Consider the following 21,897-nt stretch of genomic DNA (forward strand, 5'->3'; position numbering starts at 1 on the left):
ATGTTGGTGGTTGACGCACACACCCACATGTTCCAGCCCTCCGCCCGGGAGCGCCCGGAGGGGGTGGGCGAGGAGGAGGCCGCCTTCCGGCTCATGTTCGGGCACGGCGGAGCGCGCATGGCAAGCCCCGCTGAGATGCTGGCTGAGATGGACGACTGCGGGGTGGACACGGCGGTGCTCTGCCCTTTCCCCTGGTCGACCCTGGAGCGGTGCGCCGAGAACAACGATTACCTCCTGCAGGTGGCCGCGGATAACCCGCGCCGCTTTCTCCCCTTCGCGGTGACCAACCCGAGGCTGGGAAAACGAGCTGTCGAGGAGGCACGCCGCTGCCTGGAGGCGGGCGCCAGAGGCCTGGGGGAGCTGCACGCCCAGCCCCAGGGTTTCGACCCCTGCGATGAAGAGGTCATGGGTCCGCTGGTGGGGCTGGCCATCGCCTACGGGGTGCCCCTCATGATCCACGTGAACGAGCCCGTGGGGCACGACTACCCCGGCAAGGGTCCGGTGACGCCGGGAAAGATATACCGTTTCATCAAGGCCTTTCCCGACCTGGTGCTCATCTTGCCCCACTGGGGCGGCGGCCTTCCCTTCTACGAGCTCATGCCCGAGGTCGCCGAGGCCTGCCGCAACGTCTATTACGACACCGCCGCCTCCCCCTTCCTTTACAGGAGCGACGTCTACCGGCTGGCGGCGGAGGCCGCCCGCGGGGAAAGGATCCTCTTCGCCACCGACTATCCCCTGCTCCCCTACCGGCGCACCCTGGCGGACGCCCTTGCCGGCCTGGAGGGAGCAGGCCATGCGGAAAAGATCATGGGGCTGAACGCAGCCCGCCTCTTCGGCCTCGATCCCCTTTCCGCTTGAAGGCGTGCGCCGTCAAAAGGCGGCGGGGGGCAACTCGTGGGGCCGGCGGCCAAGCGGCCGCTCGCCGCGGGCCTCGAGCCGGATCGCCCGCCGCCAGAGAGAGGAAGAGCGGCAAAGAGAGACGAAAGAAAATAGCGGCGGGGTCGCGATGCGGGAGCGACACGGCGCAAACGAATGGAGAGAGGCGAATGGCCTCAGGTATCGGCGAAGGCTTTACTATATAAGGTATAAGGGACGTAAGGGACGGAGGAAATCACCTGCCCGGAAAGGAGAGCAACACATGGCCGTCACGCGCAAGGGAGGACGATACAAGGCCGCCACGGGCTGGAGACGCCGGCGGGAACCGCTCCTGGTCATCCTTCCGCTGCTCCTGCTGTCAGCAACCCTCCTTCCCCTGGCGGGATGCAAGGCCACGAGGGTGGGAGAGGAGACGGTCGAGCCGCCGCCCGAGCCCGAGAAGCCCCCGGTGAACCCCCTTACCGGAGAGACCGTGGCGTCCTGGGACCTGGTGACCCGCCGCCCCCTGGCGGTCAAGGTGGAGAACGACCCCAAGGCCCGACCCCAGAGCGGCATCGTGGACGCCGACCTCGTCTTCGAGGAGCTGGTGGAGGGAGGGGTTACGCGGTTCATCTGCATCTATCTATCCCGGGACTCCCAGGCCATCGGTCCCACGCGCAGCGCGCGGCCGTCGGATATCGACATCATCTCCTTCCTGGATCCCCTGTTGATCTGCAGCGGGGGGTCAACGGCGGTGATCTCCATGGTGCAGGCATCGGGACTCCACTATATCACCGAGGACGCCTCGCACTTCTGGAGGGAACGCTCCCGGCGCGCGCCTCACAATCTTTATACCAGCACCTCCCTGCTACGGCAGTACCTGGCCGAAAACGGGGACTCCTTCAACAAGCTGCCCGACGCGGGACTGTACTTCGCCGAGGACGGAGCCAGTGAGGAGCCGGAGGGTGCCGGCGGTCAGGAGGAAGGGGAAGACGGCGGGGAAGCGGCCTCTCAGAGCGTCATGTACTCCCCGGCGACCGCCATCAGCATCGCCTACAAGGCCACCATATGCGCCGCCTCCTACCAGTACGACGCCGCGACCCGCTCCTACCTCCATTTCATCCAGGGAGCGCCGCATACCGACGCCACCACCGGAAGGCAGGTCGCCCCCCGCAACGTCATCGTGCAGTACGTCAGGGTGACGGACAGCGGACTGCGCGACACCACGGGCGCCTCGGTGCCCGAATCCCATGTAACGGGAAGCGGCAAGTGTCTGGTGTTCACGGACGGGAAGGCCTACCACGCCACCTGGAGGAAGAACAACCGCAACTCGCCCACCGTGTACGTGGACGAGAACGGCGACCCCGTGCCCCTCGCCCCGGGCCAGACCTGGATACACCTCATCAACGAGGAGATCGCGGTGAAATACCAGTGAGGGCGCCCGGCCTCCGACATCACCCGGGGATCTCGAGCCTGCCGGATCGTTTGGCGCGGCGGTAATACCATCTCCCGTGCAGGTTCTGGTATCCCCATACGGCGCGGATGAGCCAGGGGAGGTCCGGGATCCAGAAGCGGTCCGGCGGATCCTCCACGGGGGCGATCCTCCCAGGTTGGACGTCGGCCACCGCCACGCCCTCGCCGTCCTCGCGGGACAGCCGCGCCAGCACCTCGCCCGTGGCGTCCACCACCATGGTCTCCCCGAGGTAGCAGGACCGGTACGGCAGCCCGGGCAGCAGCGGCATGCGGGCGGCGAGGTCGCCCGCATGGGCGGCATGGACCACGGGCACCCCCAACATGCGGGCCATGCGCACCGGCGTCTCGCGCATGATCTCCAGGTTGCGCCGGTGCACCCCGTTCTTGCCGGGGATGGGGATGGCGCGGTCCGGCACCGTCCACCAGCAGGATCCCCCCACCAGGAGGTCCACCCTGTCCCGCAGGCGTCGCACGGTGCGCGTGCGCACGAGCTCCCAGCACAAGGCCACCCCCACCGGACCCAGGGGCGTCTCCAGGATTCCGTCGTCCTTGCCCCCGAGGTAGTAGCAGTTCTCCCACATGGTCGGCTGGTCCTTGTCGTGGACGGCGTAGTCCCCGTCGGGGAAGGCGAGCACGAAGGCGTTGAAGTTGTCCCCTCCCCGCGAGGCGATGAATGACCCTCCCACAAAACCGCCGTGGCGGCGGGCCATGCCGCGCATCATCTCCAGGGCGGGGCCGTCGAAAGGAAGGGCCGCCTTGAGCATGGCGGGGTGGAAGGCCACTGCCGAGGTGAAGAACTCCGGCAGGATGACCATCTCGCATCCCCGTGAGAAGGCCTCCTCTAAAAGCTCCCGGGCGCGCCCTAGGTTGTACTCCGTATCCGCCACGCGCGCCGCCATCTGCACCGCGCCGACCCTCATACCTCCCTCACCTCCGTGCTCGACGAAAAACCGCACCCCGCGTAGCCCTGTACACATGTTTCCGCGCGCCCTAGGTTGTACTCCGTATCCGCCACGCGCGCCGCCATCTGCACCGCGCCGACCCTCATACCTCCCTCATCTCCGTGCTCAACGAAAAACCGTACCCGATATCACCAGGTCCGGAAGCTCCTCCAGGCTGGTGATCACCGCGCAGTCCGGGCCGGCCGCGAGTTCCCATCGGTCCAGGAGCACAGGATGGATGCCCGCGGCTCTCGCGCCCATGACGTCGGCGTAATAGTGGTCGCCCACATGCACCGCCTCCCACGGAGCCACCCCCACGCGCTCCAGGGCGAGGCGGAAGATGGAGGCCTCCGGCTTGATGCGCCCCAGGTTTGCGGAGCTGATGACGAACTCCAGGTAGGGGCTGAGGCCCAGGTGGTGGCAGAGCCCGGGCAGGCGGACGTCCCAGTTGGAGATGATGCCCATGCGCATCCCCATGTCCCGCAACCTCTCCATGGCGGGCAGCACGTCCGGATACAGCGCCCAGCGGTCGCCCCTCCCGAACTCGTCGTAGAGCTTCCTCCCCAGGCCCCGGGCGGCGTCCTCCTCCACCCCGGCCTCCGCCACAGCGAGGGCGTACATCTCGCTCCACATGGCCGCCGCCTCCTCCTCGGAGGCCCAAAAGGTGTCGTCGCTCCAGTAGCGCTCCTCATAATAACGCTCCGCGCGCTCCAGGCCCCGCCGCAAGTCCTCCGGGGACGGGTGATAGCCGCTCCCCGCCAGCACCTGCGCGCACACCTCCTCCACCGAGGGGTGGGGCAGCAGCAGGGTGTTGCCTGCGTCGAAGAACACCGCCCTGATGGTCGTGCCCAACGCGTTCACCTCCAAGACGGATTCTAACAGACGGGCGCGACATCGCATTCCTCCCCTCGCGGAAAGGGGAAACGGAGGCGGGCGGGGGCGCCGAGCGAGTGGACCATGTCGCGACCGAGGGAGCCCTCCGCCTTGCGACGGTTTGAATAACGGGGCGCGGAGACATCCCAACCATTACAATAGACGCATGAACGCACGACTGACAGCGGCGGTCGCGGCGGGGAAGGCGGCGACCTGGCTCTCCCGCCGGCTGGGGATGGGCGCGGGTTCCAATTTCCCCGGCAAGGTCATCCTGCGCCTGCACGCAGGGGCTCCGGAGGCCATGGCCGCGCACCTCCCCGGGGGGTGCGTGCTGGTCAGCGGCACCAACGGAAAGACCACCACCTCCAACCTGCTCGCGGCCGTGCTGCGCGCCGGCGGCAGGCGGCCGGTCCACAACCGCGTGGGCGCCAATCTCATCACCGGCATCACCGCCGCCCTCGCCCAGGCCTCGGACCTGCGCGGGGTGCCGAGCGGCGACCTGGGGCTCTTCGAGGTGGATGAGGCCACCCTGCCCGCGGCGGCGGAGCGCCTGCGGCCCCGCCTGGTAATAATCACCAACCTCTTCCGGGATCAGCTCGACCGCTACGGCGAGCTGGAATCCCTCGCCCGCAAGATGGATGCCGCCCTGGCCGCCCTGGAACCCGGTGCCCGCGTCCTCCTCAACGCCGACGATCCCCTGGTGGCCTCGCTGGGAAGAGATACCAGGGCATCCATCCACTACTACGGCATCGAGGGCGCCGGGGATACGGAACCGGGCCTCCGCCACGCCGCTGATTCCAAGCACTGCAGGGGATGCGGCTCCCCGCTGGCCTTCGAGGCGCACTATTTCGGCCACATGGGAAGGTACTCCTGCCCGGGATGCGGCCTCTCACGGCCCATGCCCGAGTTCCTCGCCTCTCGTGTGGAGCTGGCGGGGACCGCGGGCTCGCGCGTGAGCGTGGACACCCCGCGCTGGAGCGCCGAGTTCTCCCTGCCCCTGCCCGGCCTCTACAACGTCCATAACCTGCTGGCGGCGCTGGGCGGCGCGCAACTTCTCGGGCTCGACGAGGAGGCGGTGCGGAAAGGGGTGGAGGGATACAGCACCGCCTTCGGGCGCGGCGAGCGCATCCCCGTGGACGGGCGCACCCTTTTCCTGGTGCTCTCCAAGAACCCCACCGGCTTCAACGAGGTCATCCGTACCCTGCGCGGGGAGGGCGAGGGGCTGGTGATCCTGGCGGCCCTCAACGACCGCATCGCCGACGGGCGAGACGTTTCCTGGATATGGGACGTGGATTTCGAGGAGCTGGCGCCGCTGCCACGCCGCCTGGTGGCCACGGGTACGCGGGCCTGGGATATGGCCTTGCGCATGAAATACGCGGGACTCGAAGCCGCGCGCCTGGAGGTGCGGGAAGACCTGCGCGAAGCCCTGCGCGCCGCCCTCGACGCGGCCGCAGAGGGGGAGACGGTCTACGCCCTCGCCACCTACACCGCAACCCTCGACCTGCGGCGCCTGCTGACGCGCATGGGCGCCGCCCCCGGGATCTGGAGGGAGGGATGACCGTGGCCATGCCGGTGCTCCGCATCTGCCACCTCTACCCCGAGCTCATGAACATCTACGGCGACCGCGGCAACGTCATCGCCCTGGTGGGACGATGCCTCTGGCGCGGCTGGGAGGCCAGGGTGGTCCGGCTCAGCCTGGGTGACCCCATCGACCCCTCCTTGCACGACCTCTTCTTCATCGGGGGCGGGCAGGACCGGGAGCAGATGATGGTCTGCGAGGACCTCGCCGGGGAGAAGGGCGAAGCCCTGCGCGCGGCGGTGGAGGACGGGGCGGCGCTCCTCTCCATCTGCGGCGGCTACCAGTTGCTGGGAAGGCGTTTCCTCACCTGCACGGGAGAGGACCTTCCCGGCGTATCCCTCTTCGACGTGGAGACGGTGGGCGGGGACACGCGCTTCATCGGCAACGTGGCCGTGGAATGCGCCCTGGAGGGAGTGGGGGGGACGCTGGTGGGCTTCGAGAACCACTCCGGACGCACCCGCCTCGGCCCCGCCGCGAGGCCCCTCGGCCGGGTCCTCAGGGGCCACGGGAACAACGGCGAGGACGGGACCGAGGGTTGCGTCCACCGCCATGCCATAGGGACCTACCTCCACGGCTCCCTGCTCCCCAAGAACCCGCGCCTCGCCGACTGGCTGATACTGCAAGCCCTGCGCCGCCGCCACGAGCTCGAGGAGCTGCCGCCCCTGGACGACGCCCTCGAGGAGGCGGCTCACCGCGCCGCCCTGCGCCTGGTGCTGGGGGAGAGACCGCGCAAGGGACGTCCGCGCCTGCGGCGACTTCGCCCATCCCGCTGACGCCGGAGGCCCGCTCACGCAGAGCCCGCATCCATCCCGCTGACGCCGGAGGCCCGCTCACGCAGAGCCCGCTTCCATCCCGCTGACGCCAGCGTCCCTTTCCGGGGATCGCCTTCCCTTTCTCTCCCGCCGGAAGACCGCCGGGCGTGCCTGCGACGCCCGTGCGGCCGGACCCGAAAAACGCCGGGCGCCGCGCGAGCCCCGTCCCGGAGCCGCATCCATATGCATCCAGCACCGTGATGGAGCGGGGCATTCCTCTGGTAGAATGTCGTGGGTACGAGGGAACCCGGGGCACTCCACAAAGACGCGGGCCGCCTGTGGCGCGCGAGCCCCGTCCCGGAGCCGCATCCATATGCATCCAGCACCGTGATGGAGCGGGGCATTCCTCTGGTAGAATGTCGTGGGTACGAGGGAACCCGGGGCACTCCACAAAGACGCGGGCCGCCGGGATCGGCGAGGAAGGAGATGCGCCTATGCGTTACCTGATCATCGGAAACGGGGGGGCCGGGGTCCGCGCCGCCCAGGTGATCCGTTCCCGGGACGCGGAGGGCGAGATCATCATCGTGGACCGCGAGACTCACCCCTGCTACTACCGCATGAGGCTTCCCGACTACATCAGCGGATGGCGAGAGAGGGACTCCGTCTTCTTCGTGGACGAATCGTTCTACAGCCAGAACCGCATCGAGTTCCGGCGCGGGGAAAGGGTGACGGGAGTGGATACGCGCAGCCGCCTGGTGAGGCTCGAGGGAGGGGAGGAGCTGCGCTATGAACGGCTGCTCATCGCCGCGGGCGCCCGGCCGCGCGAGCTGGCCTGCCCCGGCGCCACGCTGGACGGCGTGGTCTACCTGCGCACCCTGGACCAAGCGGACGAGATCATACGGCGGGGAAAGGAGGCTGAGGCCGCGGTGGCCCTCGGAGGGGGTCTGCTGGGGGTGGAGATGGCCCGGGCCTTCAGGGAGATGGGCCTCGCCACCTCGTACCTCATCCGCGAGGACCGTTTCTGGCCCCAGATGCTCGACGTCCAAGGCTCCTCGCTGGTGGAGAAGAGACTGGAAGAAAAAGGCATCGAGCTCCGCAAGGGTGAGGGCATCGAGACAATAGAGGAAAAGGACGGACGGGTAGCAGCGGTGCGGACGACCTCGGGCGAGGTGCTGCCCGCGGACATGGTGGGCGTGGCCATCGGGGTGGTGTCCAACCTGGAGTTCCTGGAGGGGAGCGGGCTGGAGACGGACCGAGGCGTCCTGGTGGACGCGGGCTTGCGCGCCTCCCTCCCCGACGTCTACGCGGCGGGAGACATCGCCCAGGCGCTGGACGTCGGCAGCGGCGAGCACCGCCTGGTCACCTCGTGGCTCAACGCCCAGCGGCAGGGAGAGACGGCGGGCATCAACATGAGCGGGGGCGAGGCCTCCCTGGAGGCGGTCATCCCCTACAACGTCATCGTCATCTACGGCCTACCCGTGGCCTGCATCGGGCTCGACCTGCCGCCGCAGGAAGAAGGCTACGAGACGCTGACCGGCGATTACCCCCGCGACGGCAGGTACCGCAAGCTGGTGTTGCGCGAGGGCGTCCTGGTGGGCGCGACCTTCATCGGCGAAGTGAGAGAGGCGCAGGCCGCGGAGGCGCTCATCAGGTCGCGGGCCGACATCTCCGCGTGGCGCGACCGCCTCTTCGAGCCGGGCTTCGACCTGCGTCGCCTGCTGGAGGAATTGAAGGGCTGAGCGCGGGGTCGTCGCCCTCACCTGCTGCACTTGCTCATAACCGTGTCCGGCGAGGTGGAGGGATTGAAGGGCAGATCGCGGGCCACGGACACGCTTTTTCGCCCGCAAAGAACCCCGCTTCCTTCCCAGGGCGACGGCGCCGTGCGTCTTTTTCCCTCCGGAGATACCGGGCACCGCTCTCCTCTCTCTTCCCATCCCGCCCCGTCCTCGTCTTTCCGCCTTCCTCCGCCTACCCTCTCTTTTCCCCGCAGTATCGCCGGGGGGCCGCGAAAAGGCGCCTCGCTTTGCCGCCAGCACTAACCCCCTCGCCGCCCCCCCGGAAGTACGTCCATCCCTCGCCATCACCCTCACCGCAACCCCCCGGAACGGGCTGGAAACGGCCTCGGGCACTGCGCGCCGACCCGCATGCCGACCCGCGCGGTTCCCCATTGCCTGGACTTGATCTCTGTGTTATAGATAGTTGGGGATTCCGGTAGCCCCCGAGGAGCAAGCCTTAGAAAAGGAGGATTCCGAATGGGAGAGCCAAGCGACAAGAGGCCCGTTTTCGACGCGGACGAGTGCACCGGCTGTGGGCTGTGTGTTGACGAATGCCCCAACGACTGCATCGACCTCAACGACGACGACGTGGCCTTCCTCGCCAGGCCCGAGGATTGCGACGGTTGCGGCACCTGCGCGGAGGAGTGCCCTTCCGAAGCCATCTCCATGGAGTGATCCGGGGAGAAAACAGGCAGGGGAGCCCGGGCTCCCCTTTTTAAGTTCCGGGGGGTGGATCATGGGCGGCGAAAAGGGCGACGCTTCGCGGGTTAACATTTTCTGGAAGATTCCCATGTTCGAGTTCCTGGAGGCGGAGGAGCTAGACCGCCTATACTCCCTCTGCACCACCGAGCGCTTCGCCAAGGGGGAGTATATCTTCCTGGAATGCGACCAGCCCCGCAACCTCTACGTGGTGGTCAAGGGCGAGGTCAAGCTGCTCAAACAGACCGATGACGGCCGCGAGACCATCGTGGAGATGGCCTACCCCGGGGAGATCTTCGGCGAGGAGGCGGTCTTCGACGGCCAACCCTACCCCATGACCGCGCAGGCCCTCGACGATGTGGAGCTCCTCTCCATATCGCGCGGCGATTTCTTCTCCTTCCTTCGCGACAACCCGGACCTCGCCCTGGAGATCATCACCGAGCTGGGCGCCAGGCTCCGCGAGGCACAGAACACCATCCGCGCCCTGGCCATGGAGCGGGTGGAATGGCGCATCGCGCGCGTCCTCCTCATGCTCTCGCGCAAGGCGGGCGTCAAGGAGGCGGACGGCGTGAGCATCGACCTCCCCCTCACGCGGCAGGACATCGCGGACATGGCCGCCACCACGGTTGAGACCACCATCCGCGTCCTCTCCAATTTCAAGAAGATGGGGTTGGTGGACACGGAGAAGGGCAAGATCATCCTCCGCGACCGCAAGCACCTGGAGGAGATGGTCAGCGAGGGCTGCCGGCAGCCGTGAGCAGCCGGCCCGCGCACCGCCCAAACCTTCTTACTGACGGAGGTCATGGCACCCTGGAGGGAAAGCGCTAGGATGTTGACCTGAGCGTCGGCTCGTACTCTACCGGACGCAGTCTCGAAGAGGAGGACCAGGATATGCCCGAGGTGAAGCTGTATTCCACCCCCACCTGCCCCTATTGCCGCATGGCCAAGGATTACCTCGAGAAGGAGGGTGTGGACTTCTCGGTCATCGACGTCTCGGAGGACGTCAAGGCCGCACAGGAGATGGTGGACAAGAGCGGCCAGCTGGGAGTGCCGGTCATGGAGGTCGGAAACACCATCATCGTGGGCTTCGACCGCGAGACCTACCGCAAGGCCCTGGCCGACGCGGGGGCGCTGCCCCCGTCCTGAGCGGGGCCGTGGAGCCCGGAAGAGACGGCGCCGGGGATCGCGGGATGATCGCGCCGCCCGGAGACCACCGCCTGGAACTCCCGTCTCCCCTGCTCACCACGGCCATGGGCATCCTGCCCCACCGCGATGCGGAGCGCGCCCTGGATCTCGCCTTTTCCCTCGATATCCCCTTCTGGCCCCAACTCCCCAACCTCTCCTACTCCGAGGACACCTACGTGCAGACGGTGCGGGGGATGCCGGGAGTGAAGGTGGACCACGAGGGTCTGAAGATCGATTTCTACGAGGAGCGTTTCTACGCCGAGCTGGAGGACTATCTCTCCCTCCCGCCCGGCGACGATTACTTCGCGGTGTCGCCGGAAGAATCCGCCACCTACGCGGGTTTTCTGGAACGCGCCTCGGCGAGCTACCCCGCACTGCGGGGACAGTTCATGGGCCCCATCTCCCTGTGCCTCATGGTCAAGGACCTGGAAAGGAAACCCATAATCTACCGCGACGACGCACGCGAGGTGGCCATCCGCCACGTCGCCGCCAGGGTAAACCGGCACCTGGCCGACCTGCGCGCCCTCTGCCCGCATGCCTTCGTATGGGTGGACGAGCCGGGGCTGGAATTCCTCTTCACCGGCATCACCGGCTACACCTCGGAGAGCGCCCGCGCCGACCTGGAGCTCTTCCTGTCCCTGCTGGAGGGCCCACGCGGCGTGCACCTATGCGGCAACCCCGACTGGGACTTCCTCCTGCAGTCGGAGGTGGACCTCATATCCCTGGACGCCTACAACAACCGCGACATCCTGGCGGGATACCGCTCCGGCATCGCGCGCCTCCTGGGACGCGGGGGAGCCGTGGCCTGGGGCGCCGTCCCCACCCACACCCACCTACTGGAGGCGGAGAATCCCCGCAGCCTGGCGGAGCGCCTGCGCGGCCTGTGGGATAAGCTGGAAGAAGAGGGGCTGGAAAGGGCATCCATCGCTTCCCGCTCCCTGCTCACCCCCGCCACCTGCTGCCTGGTCAACCCCGACCTCACCTTCACGGTAGAGAGGGCCTTCTCCCTCCTCCCCGCGCTCCGCGAACATTTGTAAGAATGGGGTCAGGTCTTCGATCTTCGATGGACGGCCGTACGCGAAGCACCAAGAATCTAAGAGCGGGGTTAAACATCTAGCGATAAGTCCATTAGCTCAGGAAGGGATGACGCCGGCATGATATGAGGTTGCGCCATAGGCTTAAAACACCCTCATTTAGCGTGTTCCCGAGCAGATGTCATAATCGTTAAGATTTATGAACGGGATCAGATCTATAGCAGCGTCATAGGCATCCATTTTTATCGGGCAAGCGGATCGTTGGATCTCGCTGGCCGGATCAATGACCTCTCTCGATGTCTTAGGAATGTCCCATGTCCGGGGCTGACCCCATGTCTTTTTCGTATGGGGTAGAATCAAGCTCGGGAGGGGTCGGAAAGGAGGAGGCGATGATAAGCGACGAGGCTTACCGCGACCTGCAGGCCGCGGTGGGGGATGAGAACGCTTCGCGAGAGCCGGCGGTGCTCGACTCCTACGCCTGGCAGCCCTTCCTCAACGAGGACCCCGCCCTGTGGACGGCGCGCCCCGAGGCGGTGGTGCTGCCCGCCTCCACGGAGGAGGTACAGGCGGTGGTCAGGGCCTGCAACCGCCACGGGCTCAAGTTCAAGGCCCTGTGTACGGGATGGGGCGTGCACGCCGGCCCCACCTCCGAGGGCGTGGTACAGGTGGACCTGCGACGCATGGATAGCATCCTGGAGATAGACGAGAAGAACATGTACGCGGTGGTGGAGCCCTACGTGAGCGGGGCCCAGCTCCAGGCGGAGGCCATGAAGCGCGGGCTCAACACCCACCTCATCGGGGCCGGGCCGGTATGCTCCCCCCTGGCCAGCGCCACCTCCATGCACGGGGTGGGGCACGACGGCATCTACATGAGCTACAGTCCCCGCAACGTGCTGGGGGTGGAGTGGGTGCTTCCCGACGGAGAGCTGCTGCGGTTGGGCGCGCCGGACTCCGGACTGGGATGGTTCACGGGCGACGGCCCCGGGCCGTCCCTGCGGGGGATCATGCGCGGCGCCTCGGGGGCTTTCGGAGGACTGGGTATATTTACTAAGTGCGCGCTGAAGCTCTTCAACTGGCCGGGGCCGCCGGTCCTCGATGCGGAGGGGACGGTCTTCGACTCCGTGGTTGAACGGCCGGAGAACATGCGCTTCTACGGCTGCGTCTTCCACCGGGCGGCGGATTTTGCCGACGCGGTCTATGAGCTGGGGGAGGCGGAGATCGGGTACCTCTGCCTGCGCATCACCTTGGGGTCCTTTCCCATGGCCATGGCCCCCAAGCTCTACCGCAAGCTGATGCGCGCCCCCAACCTCAGGAGCATCATCTACGACGCGCTCAGGTACCCCCTCACGGTGCTGCTGGCGGGGGATTCCGAAGATGAACTCCTCTACCAGGAGGCGGTGCTCATGAAGATAGTGAAGGGCCATGACGGCATCGTCCTGGACATGCAGCTCTCTCCTGTGGCGCCCATGCTGCCCCTGAACCTCATCCGCGCCAGCCTCATCCCCGCCGCCTTCCGCCTGGGAGGGACCTTCTGCACCAACCTGGACGAGAACGACGCCCTGGACTCCCAGATGGACTGGGCGGACGCCGTCGCGGAGGTGAAGAGGCCCTGGATCGAGAGCGGGGCCATACTGGACGACGGAGGCGAGAACCCCTACTTCGTGCCCTACGAGAACAACACCTGGGCCCACTGCGAGGTGGTGCACATGTACAGCGTGCACGAGGAGAAGAGCCTGCGCGCCCTCAAGCCCATCTCCTTTCTGTCCACACTGGAGGCCATCGAGCGCTGCATGACCCCCCTCTCGGTGCTCAACCCCGAGGTGAGAAAGGCCCTCAGTCCCCTGGCGGGCCACTTCAACCGCTGGCAGAAGAGCATCTCCGCCGCCTTCGACCCCGGGCAGGCCGCGGACGCCGGCCTCTTCACCGCGGAGCGGGACTTCGACACCAGCGGCGTCAGCCCGGAGAAGGTGCGGCGCTTCGAGGAACTCCGCGAGCGCCTGCGCTGGACCGAGGACGGCCCGCCGGCCTGAAGCGGCGCGCACGCGGCAAGGCAGGGGCCCGGTGATGCCGCCACACGCTCCCGGTCGACCCATCATAACGCGCCGCCGCGTACCTTCCGCTTGCGGGGCGGCACCGCCCCGGCTTCCGGCCGCGGGGCACGAAGTGGAGAGGCCGCCCGCCGCCGCGCCGCCCGCTCGCAGCATCGTCGATGTTACTCGATCCGGAAAATCCTTCCAACCCCCACGGGAGAGGGGCGGAAAGGCTAATGATATACAGTTAAGTGCCGAAAAAACAATTAGGCTAGTGGCACTGGAGCGACGGCTGTCGGCGCTGATGGTGGAGGAGGGATGATGCGTATCCGGGAATGCAGGGCCTGTGGCTTCCCGTACTGGCTGGCCAAGATAATGCGCTGGCATGAGAACGGCACCATATCCTGGTCCCTGGCGCCAGAAGGCAGGCTGGTGCTGATCAAGAGCGACCTGCTCAACAGCGTGTTCTCCCGCCTGGAATCGGAGATGGGCCTGCCCATCGGCCACATCGTCTTCGAGGCCCAGAGAAACGGCGTGGCGGCGGGGATCAGCTCGCTGTTCAATCGCTTCCCCGCCTCCCTGGGGAAACTGGGACCCAACAGGCGTCTGGTGATCAAGTTCTTCTGCCGCCTCTCCATATGGCTCGGGACCGCGTACGTGGAATACATCATGTACCGGCCGGGCAAGGAGGGGGAGGCTCTGCTGCGCAACCCCTATAACCGCGACCTCATGGCCGCCCTCGTACTCGGCGCTTTCGAGGGCCTGGAGGGCAAACCCTTCGACCACTACTGGAAGAGCAGGGGGGGCGAAGACGTCATCCACGTCGTAGCCGCTTCCGGGAAGCCCGAGTTCTCAGAGCGCCTCACCGTCGCCTCCACACAGCCTCTGGAGGGCGGCAATGCGCTGGCGCGTTGCCCTCGCTGCGGCGTCCCCAAAGACCTCGCCCCCCTGGAATGGCACGAGGGCGAGGGCGTGATCATTGATACCCGCAAGGGGATCAGGGTCAGTTTCGTGGATGCCTTCACCCCCGGTATCGTTTTCCGCGAACTGGAGAAAGAGCTGGGCTCGGAGATAAGACCCCTCATAGTCGAGGCGAGCAAGGAATTCTTCTTCCAGCAGGTGATGGGCGCCGAGAGGCATGCGGCGCCCGGAGGATCGCAAGCCTGCCAGAGCCTGGAAGAAGCCTTCCGCGACGCGCTGTCTTTCCTCCCCATCTACGGCCAGGGCCTGGTGGAGAAGGTGTCGGGCGAGCGAGGGGAGCTGGAGATAAGGATCGTCAATCCCTATGAACCCCACCTCCTGGCCGGCTACCTCTCCGCCCTCTATGAGTCGTCCACGGGAACGGCGGCGGGGGTGGACTGGGAGGAGCGCGAGGCATCATCCGTAACCTACGTCCTGAGGGTGGAGCGTTAGGACCGGCAGGTGCTCCGGATAGACGGCGGATCGAACAGCAAGCGGCCCCGCGGACGGAAAACCGGAAATACCATTAGTCCGTTAGCTCAGGAAGGGATGGCGCCGGCACGACATGAGGTTGCGCCATGGGCTTAAAACGCCTACATCTGGCATGTTCCTGAGCAGATGTCATAATCGTTACCGGAAAAAAGGGATCCGGGGCAGTCCGGCAGCCCATGACCGCAGGCGGGAAACCGCCATCGAGACCCGACTTACGAGAGAAACAATACCCTGATGCATCAAGGCACTTCTCGCCTACGGCTGGGGGCACGATCTTGGCGGAGCGCGCCGGTCTCCGGCCCGGTTCCATCATCTTGCCGGGCAGGCTGGACGGTCTCCGCACCGGCCCCCGCCCGCCAGGCACCGGCGGCAAGCTCGCGGCCTACAGCCCCGCGGCGGATTGCGCCTCGGCTCGCGCGCCCCGAAAACTAGGCCGACAGCCCCGCTCTCATGTCCTCGATGATCTCCAGGGCGGCGCGTGCGGGATCCGGAGCCCGGGTGATCGGCCTCCCCACCACGATATAATCCGCCCCCCGGCGCATGGCCTCGCCCGGGCCGGCGAACCTCCTGTGCTCCTCGCCCTCGCCGAGCTCCGTCCTTATCCCCGGGGTCACCACCAGGAACCCCCCGCCCGCCTCCCTCCTCACCGTCTCGATCTCGCGGGGGGAGCAGATCACGCCGTCGCAGCCGTATTCGCGGGCCTTCCTCACCCTGTGCGCCACCAGCTCCTCGAGCCGGCACCCGTACCCCATGTCCTCGATATCCTCCTGATCCAGGCTGGTGAGCACGGTCACGGCGAGGAGCTTGAGGCCTGCGTCTCCCCTGCCCCGCACGGCACCCCGGATGATGGCCGCGTTCCCATGCACGGTGAGAAAGGAGACCCCCAGGGCGGCCGCGCGCGCCACCGCCCTCTCCACCGTCTCCGGGATGTCGTAGTACTTGAGGTCCAGGAACACCCTCTTGCCCCTCTCGAGCAGGTGATCGACCACCTCGCGCCCCGCCGCCGCCTGCAGGATGATCCCCACCTTGAAGAAGGACACGATGCCGTCCAGCCTCTCGACCATGGCCTTCGCCTCCGCGCCGTCCTCGCAGTCCAGGGCGCAGATAAGCCTTTCTCCCACGGCGTCCACGCTCATGCGGCTTCCCCTCTCGTCGCTCTCCCGGCCCGTCTCCACCCCTCGCCCGGCGAACCCTTCCCCGCGGCGTTTACTGATAATATAAAGCGTCGTACCCCACGGGTAAAATCATGGTATGAGAGGCGGCGCCGGCCGGCGCCCCGGTGGCAGAGGTGAAAGGGGAGGCCATGCCCTTGGAGAGGATCCGCAAGCGGGACGGCTCGGTGGTGGACTTCGAGGCCGGCAAGATAGAAGCCGCGGTGCGCAAGGCCATCGAGGCCACGGGAGAGGGGGAGGCAGCGCGGGCCGGCGAGCTCACGGAGAGGGTGGTGTCCAAGCTCGAGGCCCGCTTCGTCGAGGACATCCCCACGGTGGAGGAGGTCCAGGACCTGGTGGAAGAGGCACTCATCGAGGAGGGGCTGCCCCGTACCGCTAAGGCCTACATCCTCTACCGCGAGAGGCGCGCGGAGATCAGGCGCACCAAGGACTTCATCGGCGTCAAGGACGAGCTGAAGCTCACGGTGAACGCCGTGAACGTGCTCAAGAAGCGCTACCTGCTCAAAGACGAGCACGGGCAGGTGGCGGAGACGCCCGACCAGATGTTCCGTAGGGTGGCGAGGGCGGTGGCCAGGGCGGACCTCCAATACGACCCCGGGGCCGACGTGGCGGCCACCGAGGAGGAGTTCTACCGCGTCATGGTATCCCTGGATTACCTTCCCAACTCCCCCACCCTCATGAACGCGGGCACGGAGGTGGGTCAGCTCTCGGCCTGTTTCGTCATCCCCGTGGAGGATTCCATCCCCGGCATCTTCGACGCGGTTAAGAACATGGCCCTGGTGCACAAGTCCGGCGGGGGCACGGGGTTCTCCTTCTCGCGCCTCCGTCCCAAGGGCGACGTGGTGCAGTCCACCATGGGCATCGCCTCCGGCCCCCTCTCCTTCATGCGCATCTTCGACGTCACCACGGAGGTGATCCGGCAGGGAGGCAGAAGGCGTGGCGCCAACATGGGCATCCTGCGCTGCGACCACCCCGACATCCTGGACTTCATCATCGCCAAGGACCAGGACGGCTTCCTCGCCAACTTCAACTTATCGGTGGGCATCACCGACGAGTTCATGCAGGCCTTGGAAAAGGACGAGGTCTATTTCCTGCGCAACCCCCGCAGCGGCGCCGTCACCGGCAGCCTGCACGCCCGGGACGTCTTCAACCTCATCGTCACCCAGGCCTGGCGCACCGGGGACCCCGGGCTGGTCTTCCTGGACACCATCAACCGCCACAACCCCACCCCTCACCTGGGAGAGATCGAGTCCACCAACCCCTGCGGGGAGCAGCCCCTGCTTCCCTGGGAGAGCTGCAACCTCGGCTCCGTCAACCTCTCCAACATGGTGAGCGGCAGGCGGCTGGACGAGGAGAGGCTGCGACGGACCATCCGCACCGCGGTGCACTTCCTGGACAACGTCATCGACATCAACCGCTGGCCCCTGGAGGAGACCCGCCGCATCACCCTGGGAAACCGCAAGATAGGGCTGGGGGTCATGGGCTTCGCGGACTGCCTGCTCAAGATGGGCGTCCCTTATGACTCCGAGGAAGGGCTGCGCCTGGCGGAGGAGATCGCCGCTATCCTCGAGGAGGAATCCCACTTCGCCAGCGGGGAACTGGCAAGGAAGCGCGGCAATTTCCCCAACTACCCCGGCTCTATCTGGGAGAAAAAGGGAATGCCCATGCGCAACGCCACCACCGTCACCATAGCGCCCACGGGCACCATCAGCATCATCGCGGGTTGCTCCTCGGGAATCGAGCCCCTCTTCGCCATCTCCTTCGTGCGCAACGTCATCGAGGGCACGCGGCTCATGGAGATCAACCCCGTCTTCGAGGAGGCGGCCAGGGAAGGGGGCTTCTACAGCAACGACCTCATGATGGAGATCGCCCGCAGCGGCACCCTGCAGTACGCCGAGGGAGTGCCAGAGGAGGTCAGGCGAGTCTTCGTCACCGCCTTCGACATCGCCCCGGAATGGCACGTGCGCATGCAGGCCGCCTTCCAGGCCCACTGCGACAACGCCGTCTCCAAGACCATCAACTTCCCCTCCGACGCCTCCATAGACGACATCGAGGAGGCCTACCGCCTCGCCTACGAGCTGGGGTGCAAGGGCATCACCGTATACCGCTACGGCAGCAAGCGCGAGCAGGTCCTCTACCTGGGGAGCGACTCCATGATGCGCCTGCTGGAGAGGCCGGAATACACCATCGCCGAGTCGGAGTACGCGGGCGGATGCCCCACCCCCCTCTGCTTCTTCTGAGGACAGGGCGCGAGGGCGACGGGGGCAGCGGTGGGAGCACGTGTAGTCATCTCGCCGGCCGCGGGGCAAGGCGAGAGCGCCCGCAATCCCGGCCGCCGGGAGGCGCGAGGCCCGCGGCGGGATGCGGTGAGGCGGGGGGCAGGCGGGTGAGGCTCCTGGTCGTCTACTGCGGAGGCCCGGTTCCCGCCAGGCGGGAGAACTTCACCGTGACCTTCGACGACACATTCGCGCAGCGCTTCATCCGCCACCTCGCCAACGAGGAGAACTACTGCAGCGGCTGCGGAGCTCTCTGCGACCACTGCCGCGACACCTACGGCATCGATTTCTCCGGGGACATCGTGGACATCTTGCAGCTCCCCTCCGTTCTCCCCTACTACCTGGACGACCCCGAAGGGTTGCTGGGAGGGGGACTGACGCCCCACGACGCCACGGTGGCGGTGAACGTGCACCAGGAGGTGCTCCTCGCCCTTCCGCGCCTCGCCGCCGCGGCGGGATCGCGGGTGCTCATCGCCCCCTCCGAGGGCCCGGAGTGGGTTAGCCGCTGGGTGAGAGGAGAGGTGAAAAAGGCGTGCCGCGAGCTGGACATGGGGTGCGCCTTCCCCAAACCCTTTTGCTCCCTTCCCCCGGGCATCCACCCGGCGGTGGACGAGTTCATGCAGCACTTCCGCATCGGCTACCCCGAGCTGGAGCTGGTCGCGGGGGAAGGGGTCATAAAGGAGGCGCGGGTGCTGCGCAGCGCCCCCTGCGGCAACACCTATTACGTGGCCTTCAACCTCAAGGGCGCTCCCCTGGACGCGCGGGTAGCCGAGGTGGTGGCCAAGTACTGGCACAGCTTCCCCTGCGTGGCCTCCATGGAGATGGACCGCGAGGTGGGCGAGACCATCCTGCACCTGGGAGGCTTCATGCACTACCGCGCGGTGCAGGAAGCCCTGGCCGAGGTGGGGGTGGAGGTGGAGCTGCCCTCCTCCCCCGCCCTGGCGCGCATGAGGGCCCTCTGAGGGACGGTGACAGGACCCGGACAACAAGCCACTTCGAGCGGCGGCTCTTCGAGGCCGGAAAGATCATCTGAGGGGCAGGCACATTACCCGGGCAGAGAAAAACCCGCGGCGGCCGCAGGCATCCCACGCACATGTAGCCCACGATGTCCACGTAGTCGGCCAACTCAGAGACACACCCGCGGCGGCCGCAGGCATACCACGCCGCGACGGCCTCACGCCGGGCGCGCGAGGGCGGGCCGCGGCCTCCTGTCAGGGGAGGCCCATGATCCCGCGGGCTCCACCGGATGGCCCGGGCTAAACCGCATCCACGGCGCTACCGAAATATAATCTTGGAGAAACAGTTCAACGACGGGAGAGGACATGGCGGAGAAGACCATCCTGGTGGCGGACGACGACCCGCACATCCGGCGCCTGATCGCCGAGCTCCTCTCGGCGGAGGGGTATAAGGTGCTGCTGGCCGAGGACGGCGAGGCGGCCATGAAGATATGCTGCGAAGAACGTCCGGACCTGGTGATCCTGGACATCATCATGCCCAAGATGGACGGTATGGAGGTCTGCCGCCGCCTGCGCGACGAGACCGCCGCCCCCATCGTCTTCCTCACCGCCAAAGACGACATCACCGACCTGGTGAGCGGGCTGGCCATAGGCGGAGACGACTATATCACCAAGCCCTTCAAGGGCGCGGAGCTGATCGCGCGCGTGAAGGCGGCCCTGCGCCGCGCGGATATGGTCAGGGACCCCACGGAACTGGAGGAGTACGTCTCCGTGGGCGGCCTGGAGATCGACCGCAAGCGGCGCGAGATATCCCTGGACGGAAGGCCGGTGAACCTCACCCAGACGGAATTCGACCTCCTGTGGCTGCTGGCCAGCCACCGGGGAACCGTCTTTTCGCGCAAGGACATCGTCAAGGCGCTGTGGGGTTACGAGGACCCGGGTATATCCCGCACCATCGACACCCATATCGCGCGCCTGCGCAAGAAGATCGAGCGCGACTCCTCCAACCCCGAGTTCATCAAGACGGTGACCGGCGTAGGCTACAAGTTCTTCTGAGCCTCTTCGGATACCCCGCGGGGCGTCAGTGGCATCCCGGCCCGCCGTACCCGCGAGCCCCCGTGCGCGTACATCCATTCCGGGGAACCCCGAAGGCCTGGAGGAGACCCCCGGCCCGCAGCCTCCTAAAGCGTAACCGTCCGCGGCCTGCTATGGCTCACCCCTTACGGCGCCTTTTCCACACAGCAGTCAGCTCCTCACAAGAATCCGTGGGTCGTTTCCGGCATCTTCTTACCGCAGGAGGAGCAGATAGGCCTGGAGCGCGCGTTGGCGGCGAGCTCAGCGACGATTTTGCCTTCATCCATCGCACCCTCTTTACCCTGTGGCCCTTCAGTCCCAGAGTCAGGCGTCATAGACTTGAGATGTGCATTTCTCCCTCCTGTTTCCTGCTCACGTTTACAGCAACCAGTAAATAGGGGGAGAAAGCCTTTATGGCAAGGTTTTTTGGGGTTCAGCTACCCACAGATTCTTGTGAGGACCCATTATTTTAATAATTCTGGTTTCGGTCAAGCCCAATAGATCTCGAAGAGTGAAGAGACTCCATTGGTCATGGCAACAGCCGCAGCTCAATACTTGTTTCTCTGGCTAGTTCGTGCCGCCCCCACCGGGACGATAAGCGGGGGCAGGTTTTATGGGATTACTTCGCAATCGATCTAAAGAATGCGGCGATTTCGCTCTTGTTGATTTCGCCTCCAGCGACTCTCCAGACCAACTCCTCGAATTCCTTCTCCTCCGCATCGACCTCGATTCCGTTCAGTTCCAGGAACACGAGGGCTGTAACGGTTCCGGTCCTCTTGTTGCCGTCGATGAAGGGATGGTTGCGCACGATGTGAAACAGGTATGCAGCGGCCATCTCCATGAAATCAGTATGGAAATACTCCTCCCCCATCCCCGCCTGGGGCATGGCCAGGGCGGACTTGAGAAGATCGATGTCCCTCATGCCGGGACTGCCACCATAGCGATGTATTTGGTCCTGGTGTATTTCCAATACTTCGGCGAGGGTAAGGAACAGAGGCCCTGCCATCTAGTCCGCCAGGTTTTTGAGCATCCTGCCGTACCTGCGGTTTGTCTTTTCCAGTGCCGCCTCGAAAGCCTTGCGGCGCTTCATATCACGTACAGGGGTGATGATCAACGCCTCTCCGTCAGTGGTGATTTCAAGAGGCGTATCGGCGTCGATATTGAGCAGATCGAGTATGGGCCTGTCTATCACCAAGGCCATACTGTTCCCGTGCCTGGTCATCCTCTTAACCATTCCCGCCTCCTCTAAGTAATTACTTTGTATAAACATTATATATCCTTGCTAGGATGCGGGCAACCCCTGTCGTCGAAGAGGTCGTTGCAGATTCTCTGCAGGAATTCATGCCATGTACTAGGGGACGATAAGTGGGGGTAGGTCTTCCAAGGGCCTTAACGCCAACCAACCACCAGTGCCTTTTTGTCCTTTTATTTGTATTTGGGTCAACCCGCATGGCTCATCTCCCTAAAGTGTGGGTAGCCGGCCTGAAAGCTCCCCGTATCTTGAGAAAGAAATAATCCTCGTCTCTTACCTATGGGCCGCCCTCTTTATGACCTTGACCTTGTTGTCGGTTCCCTCGAGCACGCCGGCATGAATAGGATAGCGGCAGTGGGCCAGGATGCCGGGAAGCCTTCTTTTGAGCATGCGCGCGAACTTCTTCAGGGGCTCGATCTCGGAGCAGGCGGCCCTCAGGTGCCAACCCCGGAGGAAACGCTCCGCCCAATGGGGGCTGCGGCATCGCCGGAGGCGCTTTAAGCCGTCCCTCAGCGGATA

20 protein-coding genes are annotated in these 21,897 nt (G+C 65.9%); 14 read left to right on the plus strand and 6 right to left on the minus strand.

Translation table 11 applies throughout. The features are described from left to right. On the plus strand, window positions 1–858 hold the full coding sequence (locus tag H5T74_05255; protein MBC7229784.1) for an amidohydrolase: 858 nt from the start codon (window positions 1–3) through the stop codon (window positions 856–858). A 280-nt stretch (window positions 859–1,138) separates the two neighbouring features. After that, entirely contained in the window at window positions 1,139–2,290 is a 1,152-nt protein-coding gene (locus H5T74_05260) for a DUF3048 domain-containing protein (protein MBC7229785.1), read from the plus strand. Window positions 2,291–2,309: 19 nt separating this feature from the next. On the opposite strand, the gene H5T74_05265 is transcribed toward H5T74_05260, so the two are convergent. Both H5T74_05265 and H5T74_05270 read right to left on the minus strand, forming a co-directional pair. After that, complete coding sequence (locus H5T74_05265; protein MBC7229786.1) at window positions 2,310–3,248, minus strand: carbon-nitrogen hydrolase family protein; 939 nt, start codon at window positions 3,246–3,248, stop codon at window positions 2,310–2,312. 147 nt (window positions 3,249–3,395) lie between these two features. Next, window positions 3,396–4,121, minus strand: coding sequence for an HAD-IA family hydrolase (locus H5T74_05270; protein MBC7229787.1), 726 nt, complete (start codon window positions 4,119–4,121; stop codon window positions 3,396–3,398). Between the two features lie 187 nt (window positions 4,122–4,308). Between H5T74_05270 and H5T74_05275 the strand changes: the two genes are divergently transcribed. From H5T74_05275 to H5T74_05315, 9 genes are all read left to right on the plus strand, one after another. Further along, window positions 4,309–5,700 carry a DUF1727 domain-containing protein gene (locus H5T74_05275; GenBank protein MBC7229788.1) on the plus strand — a complete coding sequence of 464 codons (1,392 nt, stop codon included), beginning with the start codon at window positions 4,309–4,311 and terminating at the stop codon, window positions 5,698–5,700. 8 nt (window positions 5,701–5,708) lie between these two features. Continuing rightward, complete coding sequence (locus H5T74_05280; protein ID MBC7229789.1) at window positions 5,709–6,494, plus strand: glutamine amidotransferase; 786 nt, start codon at window positions 5,709–5,711, stop codon at window positions 6,492–6,494. Between the two features lie 473 nt (window positions 6,495–6,967). Beyond that, a complete protein-coding gene (locus tag H5T74_05285) occupies window positions 6,968–8,212 on the plus strand; it encodes an NAD(P)/FAD-dependent oxidoreductase (protein ID MBC7229790.1) in 1,245 nt (414 codons plus the stop codon). Between the two features lie 513 nt (window positions 8,213–8,725). Beyond that, complete coding sequence (locus tag H5T74_05290; protein MBC7229791.1) at window positions 8,726–8,923, plus strand: 4Fe-4S binding protein; 198 nt, start codon at window positions 8,726–8,728, stop codon at window positions 8,921–8,923. A gap of 61 nt (window positions 8,924–8,984) precedes the next feature. Then, a complete protein-coding gene (locus tag H5T74_05295) occupies window positions 8,985–9,704 on the plus strand; it encodes a Crp/Fnr family transcriptional regulator (GenBank protein ID MBC7229792.1) in 720 nt (239 codons plus the stop codon). A gap of 134 nt (window positions 9,705–9,838) precedes the next feature. Then, window positions 9,839–10,093, plus strand: a complete 255-nt coding sequence (locus H5T74_05300; GenBank protein MBC7229793.1) for a glutaredoxin family protein — start codon at window positions 9,839–9,841, stop codon at window positions 10,091–10,093. A 44-nt stretch (window positions 10,094–10,137) separates the two neighbouring features. Continuing rightward, a complete protein-coding gene (locus H5T74_05305; protein MBC7229794.1) occupies window positions 10,138–11,169 on the plus strand; it encodes a hypothetical protein in 1,032 nt (343 codons plus the stop codon). Window positions 11,170–11,555: 386 nt separating this feature from the next. Beyond that, the gene (locus H5T74_05310) at window positions 11,556–13,196 is read left to right on the plus strand and encodes an FAD-binding oxidoreductase (protein MBC7229795.1); all 1,641 of its coding nucleotides are present in this window, start codon (window positions 11,556–11,558) and stop codon (window positions 13,194–13,196) included. A 318-nt stretch (window positions 13,197–13,514) separates the two neighbouring features. Beyond that, window positions 13,515–14,609 carry a hypothetical protein gene (locus tag H5T74_05315; protein ID MBC7229796.1) on the plus strand — a complete coding sequence of 365 codons (1,095 nt, stop codon included), beginning with the start codon at window positions 13,515–13,517 and terminating at the stop codon, window positions 14,607–14,609. 467 nt (window positions 14,610–15,076) lie between these two features. On the opposite strand, the gene pyrF is transcribed toward H5T74_05315, so the two are convergent. Then, the gene (gene pyrF / locus H5T74_05320; GenBank protein ID MBC7229797.1) at window positions 15,077–15,784 is read right to left on the minus strand and encodes an orotidine-5'-phosphate decarboxylase; all 708 of its coding nucleotides are present in this window, start codon (window positions 15,782–15,784) and stop codon (window positions 15,077–15,079) included. A 167-nt stretch (window positions 15,785–15,951) separates the two neighbouring features. Between pyrF and H5T74_05325 the strand changes: the two genes are divergently transcribed. The 3 genes from H5T74_05325 (at window position 15,952) to H5T74_05335 (ending at window position 20,108) form a co-directional block, all read left to right on the plus strand. Next, window positions 15,952–18,060, plus strand: a complete 2,109-nt coding sequence (locus H5T74_05325; GenBank protein MBC7229798.1) for a vitamin B12-dependent ribonucleotide reductase — start codon at window positions 15,952–15,954, stop codon at window positions 18,058–18,060. A gap of 146 nt (window positions 18,061–18,206) precedes the next feature. Further along, window positions 18,207–19,058, plus strand: a complete 852-nt coding sequence (locus H5T74_05330; GenBank protein MBC7229799.1) for a hypothetical protein — start codon at window positions 18,207–18,209, stop codon at window positions 19,056–19,058. Window positions 19,059–19,418: 360 nt separating this feature from the next. After that, window positions 19,419–20,108: a response regulator transcription factor gene (locus H5T74_05335; GenBank protein MBC7229800.1), complete on the plus strand. Its 690-nt coding sequence runs from the start codon at window positions 19,419–19,421 to the stop codon at window positions 20,106–20,108. Between the two features lie 637 nt (window positions 20,109–20,745). On the opposite strand, the gene H5T74_05340 is transcribed toward H5T74_05335, so the two are convergent. The 3 genes from H5T74_05340 to H5T74_05350 form a co-directional block, all read right to left on the minus strand. Next, window positions 20,746–21,132 (minus strand): type II toxin-antitoxin system death-on-curing family toxin, encoded by a 387-nt coding sequence (locus H5T74_05340; protein ID MBC7229801.1) that lies wholly within the window; start codon window positions 21,130–21,132, stop codon window positions 20,746–20,748. Then, complete coding sequence (locus tag H5T74_05345) at window positions 21,133–21,360, minus strand: AbrB/MazE/SpoVT family DNA-binding domain-containing protein (protein MBC7229802.1); 228 nt, start codon at window positions 21,358–21,360, stop codon at window positions 21,133–21,135. Window positions 21,361–21,651: 291 nt separating this feature from the next. Further along, window positions 21,652–21,897: transposase (locus H5T74_05350; GenBank protein MBC7229803.1), on the minus strand; the 246-nt coding region annotated here is incomplete at its 5' end.

It is taken from the genome of Actinomycetota bacterium (genome assembly GCA_014360645.1).
GTDB lineage: Bacteria > Actinomycetota > Geothermincolia > Geothermincolales > RBG-13-55-18 > Solincola_B.

Bases quoted from the DNA above. Each gene is read 5' to 3' on its own strand.
- H5T74_05255 (MBC7229784.1), top strand. From the start codon at position 1: ATGTTGGTGGTTGACGCACACACCCACATGTTCCAGCCCTCCGCCCGG.
- H5T74_05260 (MBC7229785.1), top strand. From the start codon at position 1,139: ATGGCCGTCACGCGCAAGGGAGGACGATACAAGGCCGCCACGGGCTGG.
- H5T74_05265 (MBC7229786.1), bottom strand. From the start codon at position 3,248: ATGAGGGTCGGCGCGGTGCAGATGGCGGCGCGCGTGGCGGATACGGAG.
- H5T74_05275 (MBC7229788.1), top strand. From the start codon at position 4,309: ATGAACGCACGACTGACAGCGGCGGTCGCGGCGGGGAAGGCGGCGACC.
- H5T74_05280 (MBC7229789.1), top strand. From the start codon at position 5,709: ATGCCGGTGCTCCGCATCTGCCACCTCTACCCCGAGCTCATGAACATC.
- H5T74_05285 (MBC7229790.1), top strand. From the start codon at position 6,968: ATGCGTTACCTGATCATCGGAAACGGGGGGGCCGGGGTCCGCGCCGCC.
- H5T74_05290 (MBC7229791.1), top strand. From the start codon at position 8,726: ATGGGAGAGCCAAGCGACAAGAGGCCCGTTTTCGACGCGGACGAGTGC.
- H5T74_05295 (MBC7229792.1), top strand. From the start codon at position 8,985: ATGGGCGGCGAAAAGGGCGACGCTTCGCGGGTTAACATTTTCTGGAAG.
- H5T74_05300 (MBC7229793.1), top strand. From the start codon at position 9,839: ATGCCCGAGGTGAAGCTGTATTCCACCCCCACCTGCCCCTATTGCCGC.
- H5T74_05305 (MBC7229794.1), top strand. From the start codon at position 10,138: ATGATCGCGCCGCCCGGAGACCACCGCCTGGAACTCCCGTCTCCCCTG.
- H5T74_05310 (MBC7229795.1), top strand. From the start codon at position 11,556: ATGATAAGCGACGAGGCTTACCGCGACCTGCAGGCCGCGGTGGGGGAT.
- H5T74_05315 (MBC7229796.1), top strand. From the start codon at position 13,515: ATGATGCGTATCCGGGAATGCAGGGCCTGTGGCTTCCCGTACTGGCTG.
- pyrF (MBC7229797.1), bottom strand. From the start codon at position 15,784: ATGAGCGTGGACGCCGTGGGAGAAAGGCTTATCTGCGCCCTGGACTGC.
- H5T74_05325 (MBC7229798.1), top strand. From the start codon at position 15,952: ATGCCCTTGGAGAGGATCCGCAAGCGGGACGGCTCGGTGGTGGACTTC.
- H5T74_05335 (MBC7229800.1), top strand. From the start codon at position 19,419: ATGGCGGAGAAGACCATCCTGGTGGCGGACGACGACCCGCACATCCGG.
- H5T74_05340 (MBC7229801.1), bottom strand. From the start codon at position 21,132: ATGGCAGGGCCTCTGTTCCTTACCCTCGCCGAAGTATTGGAAATACAC.
- H5T74_05345 (MBC7229802.1), bottom strand. From the start codon at position 21,360: ATGGTTAAGAGGATGACCAGGCACGGGAACAGTATGGCCTTGGTGATA.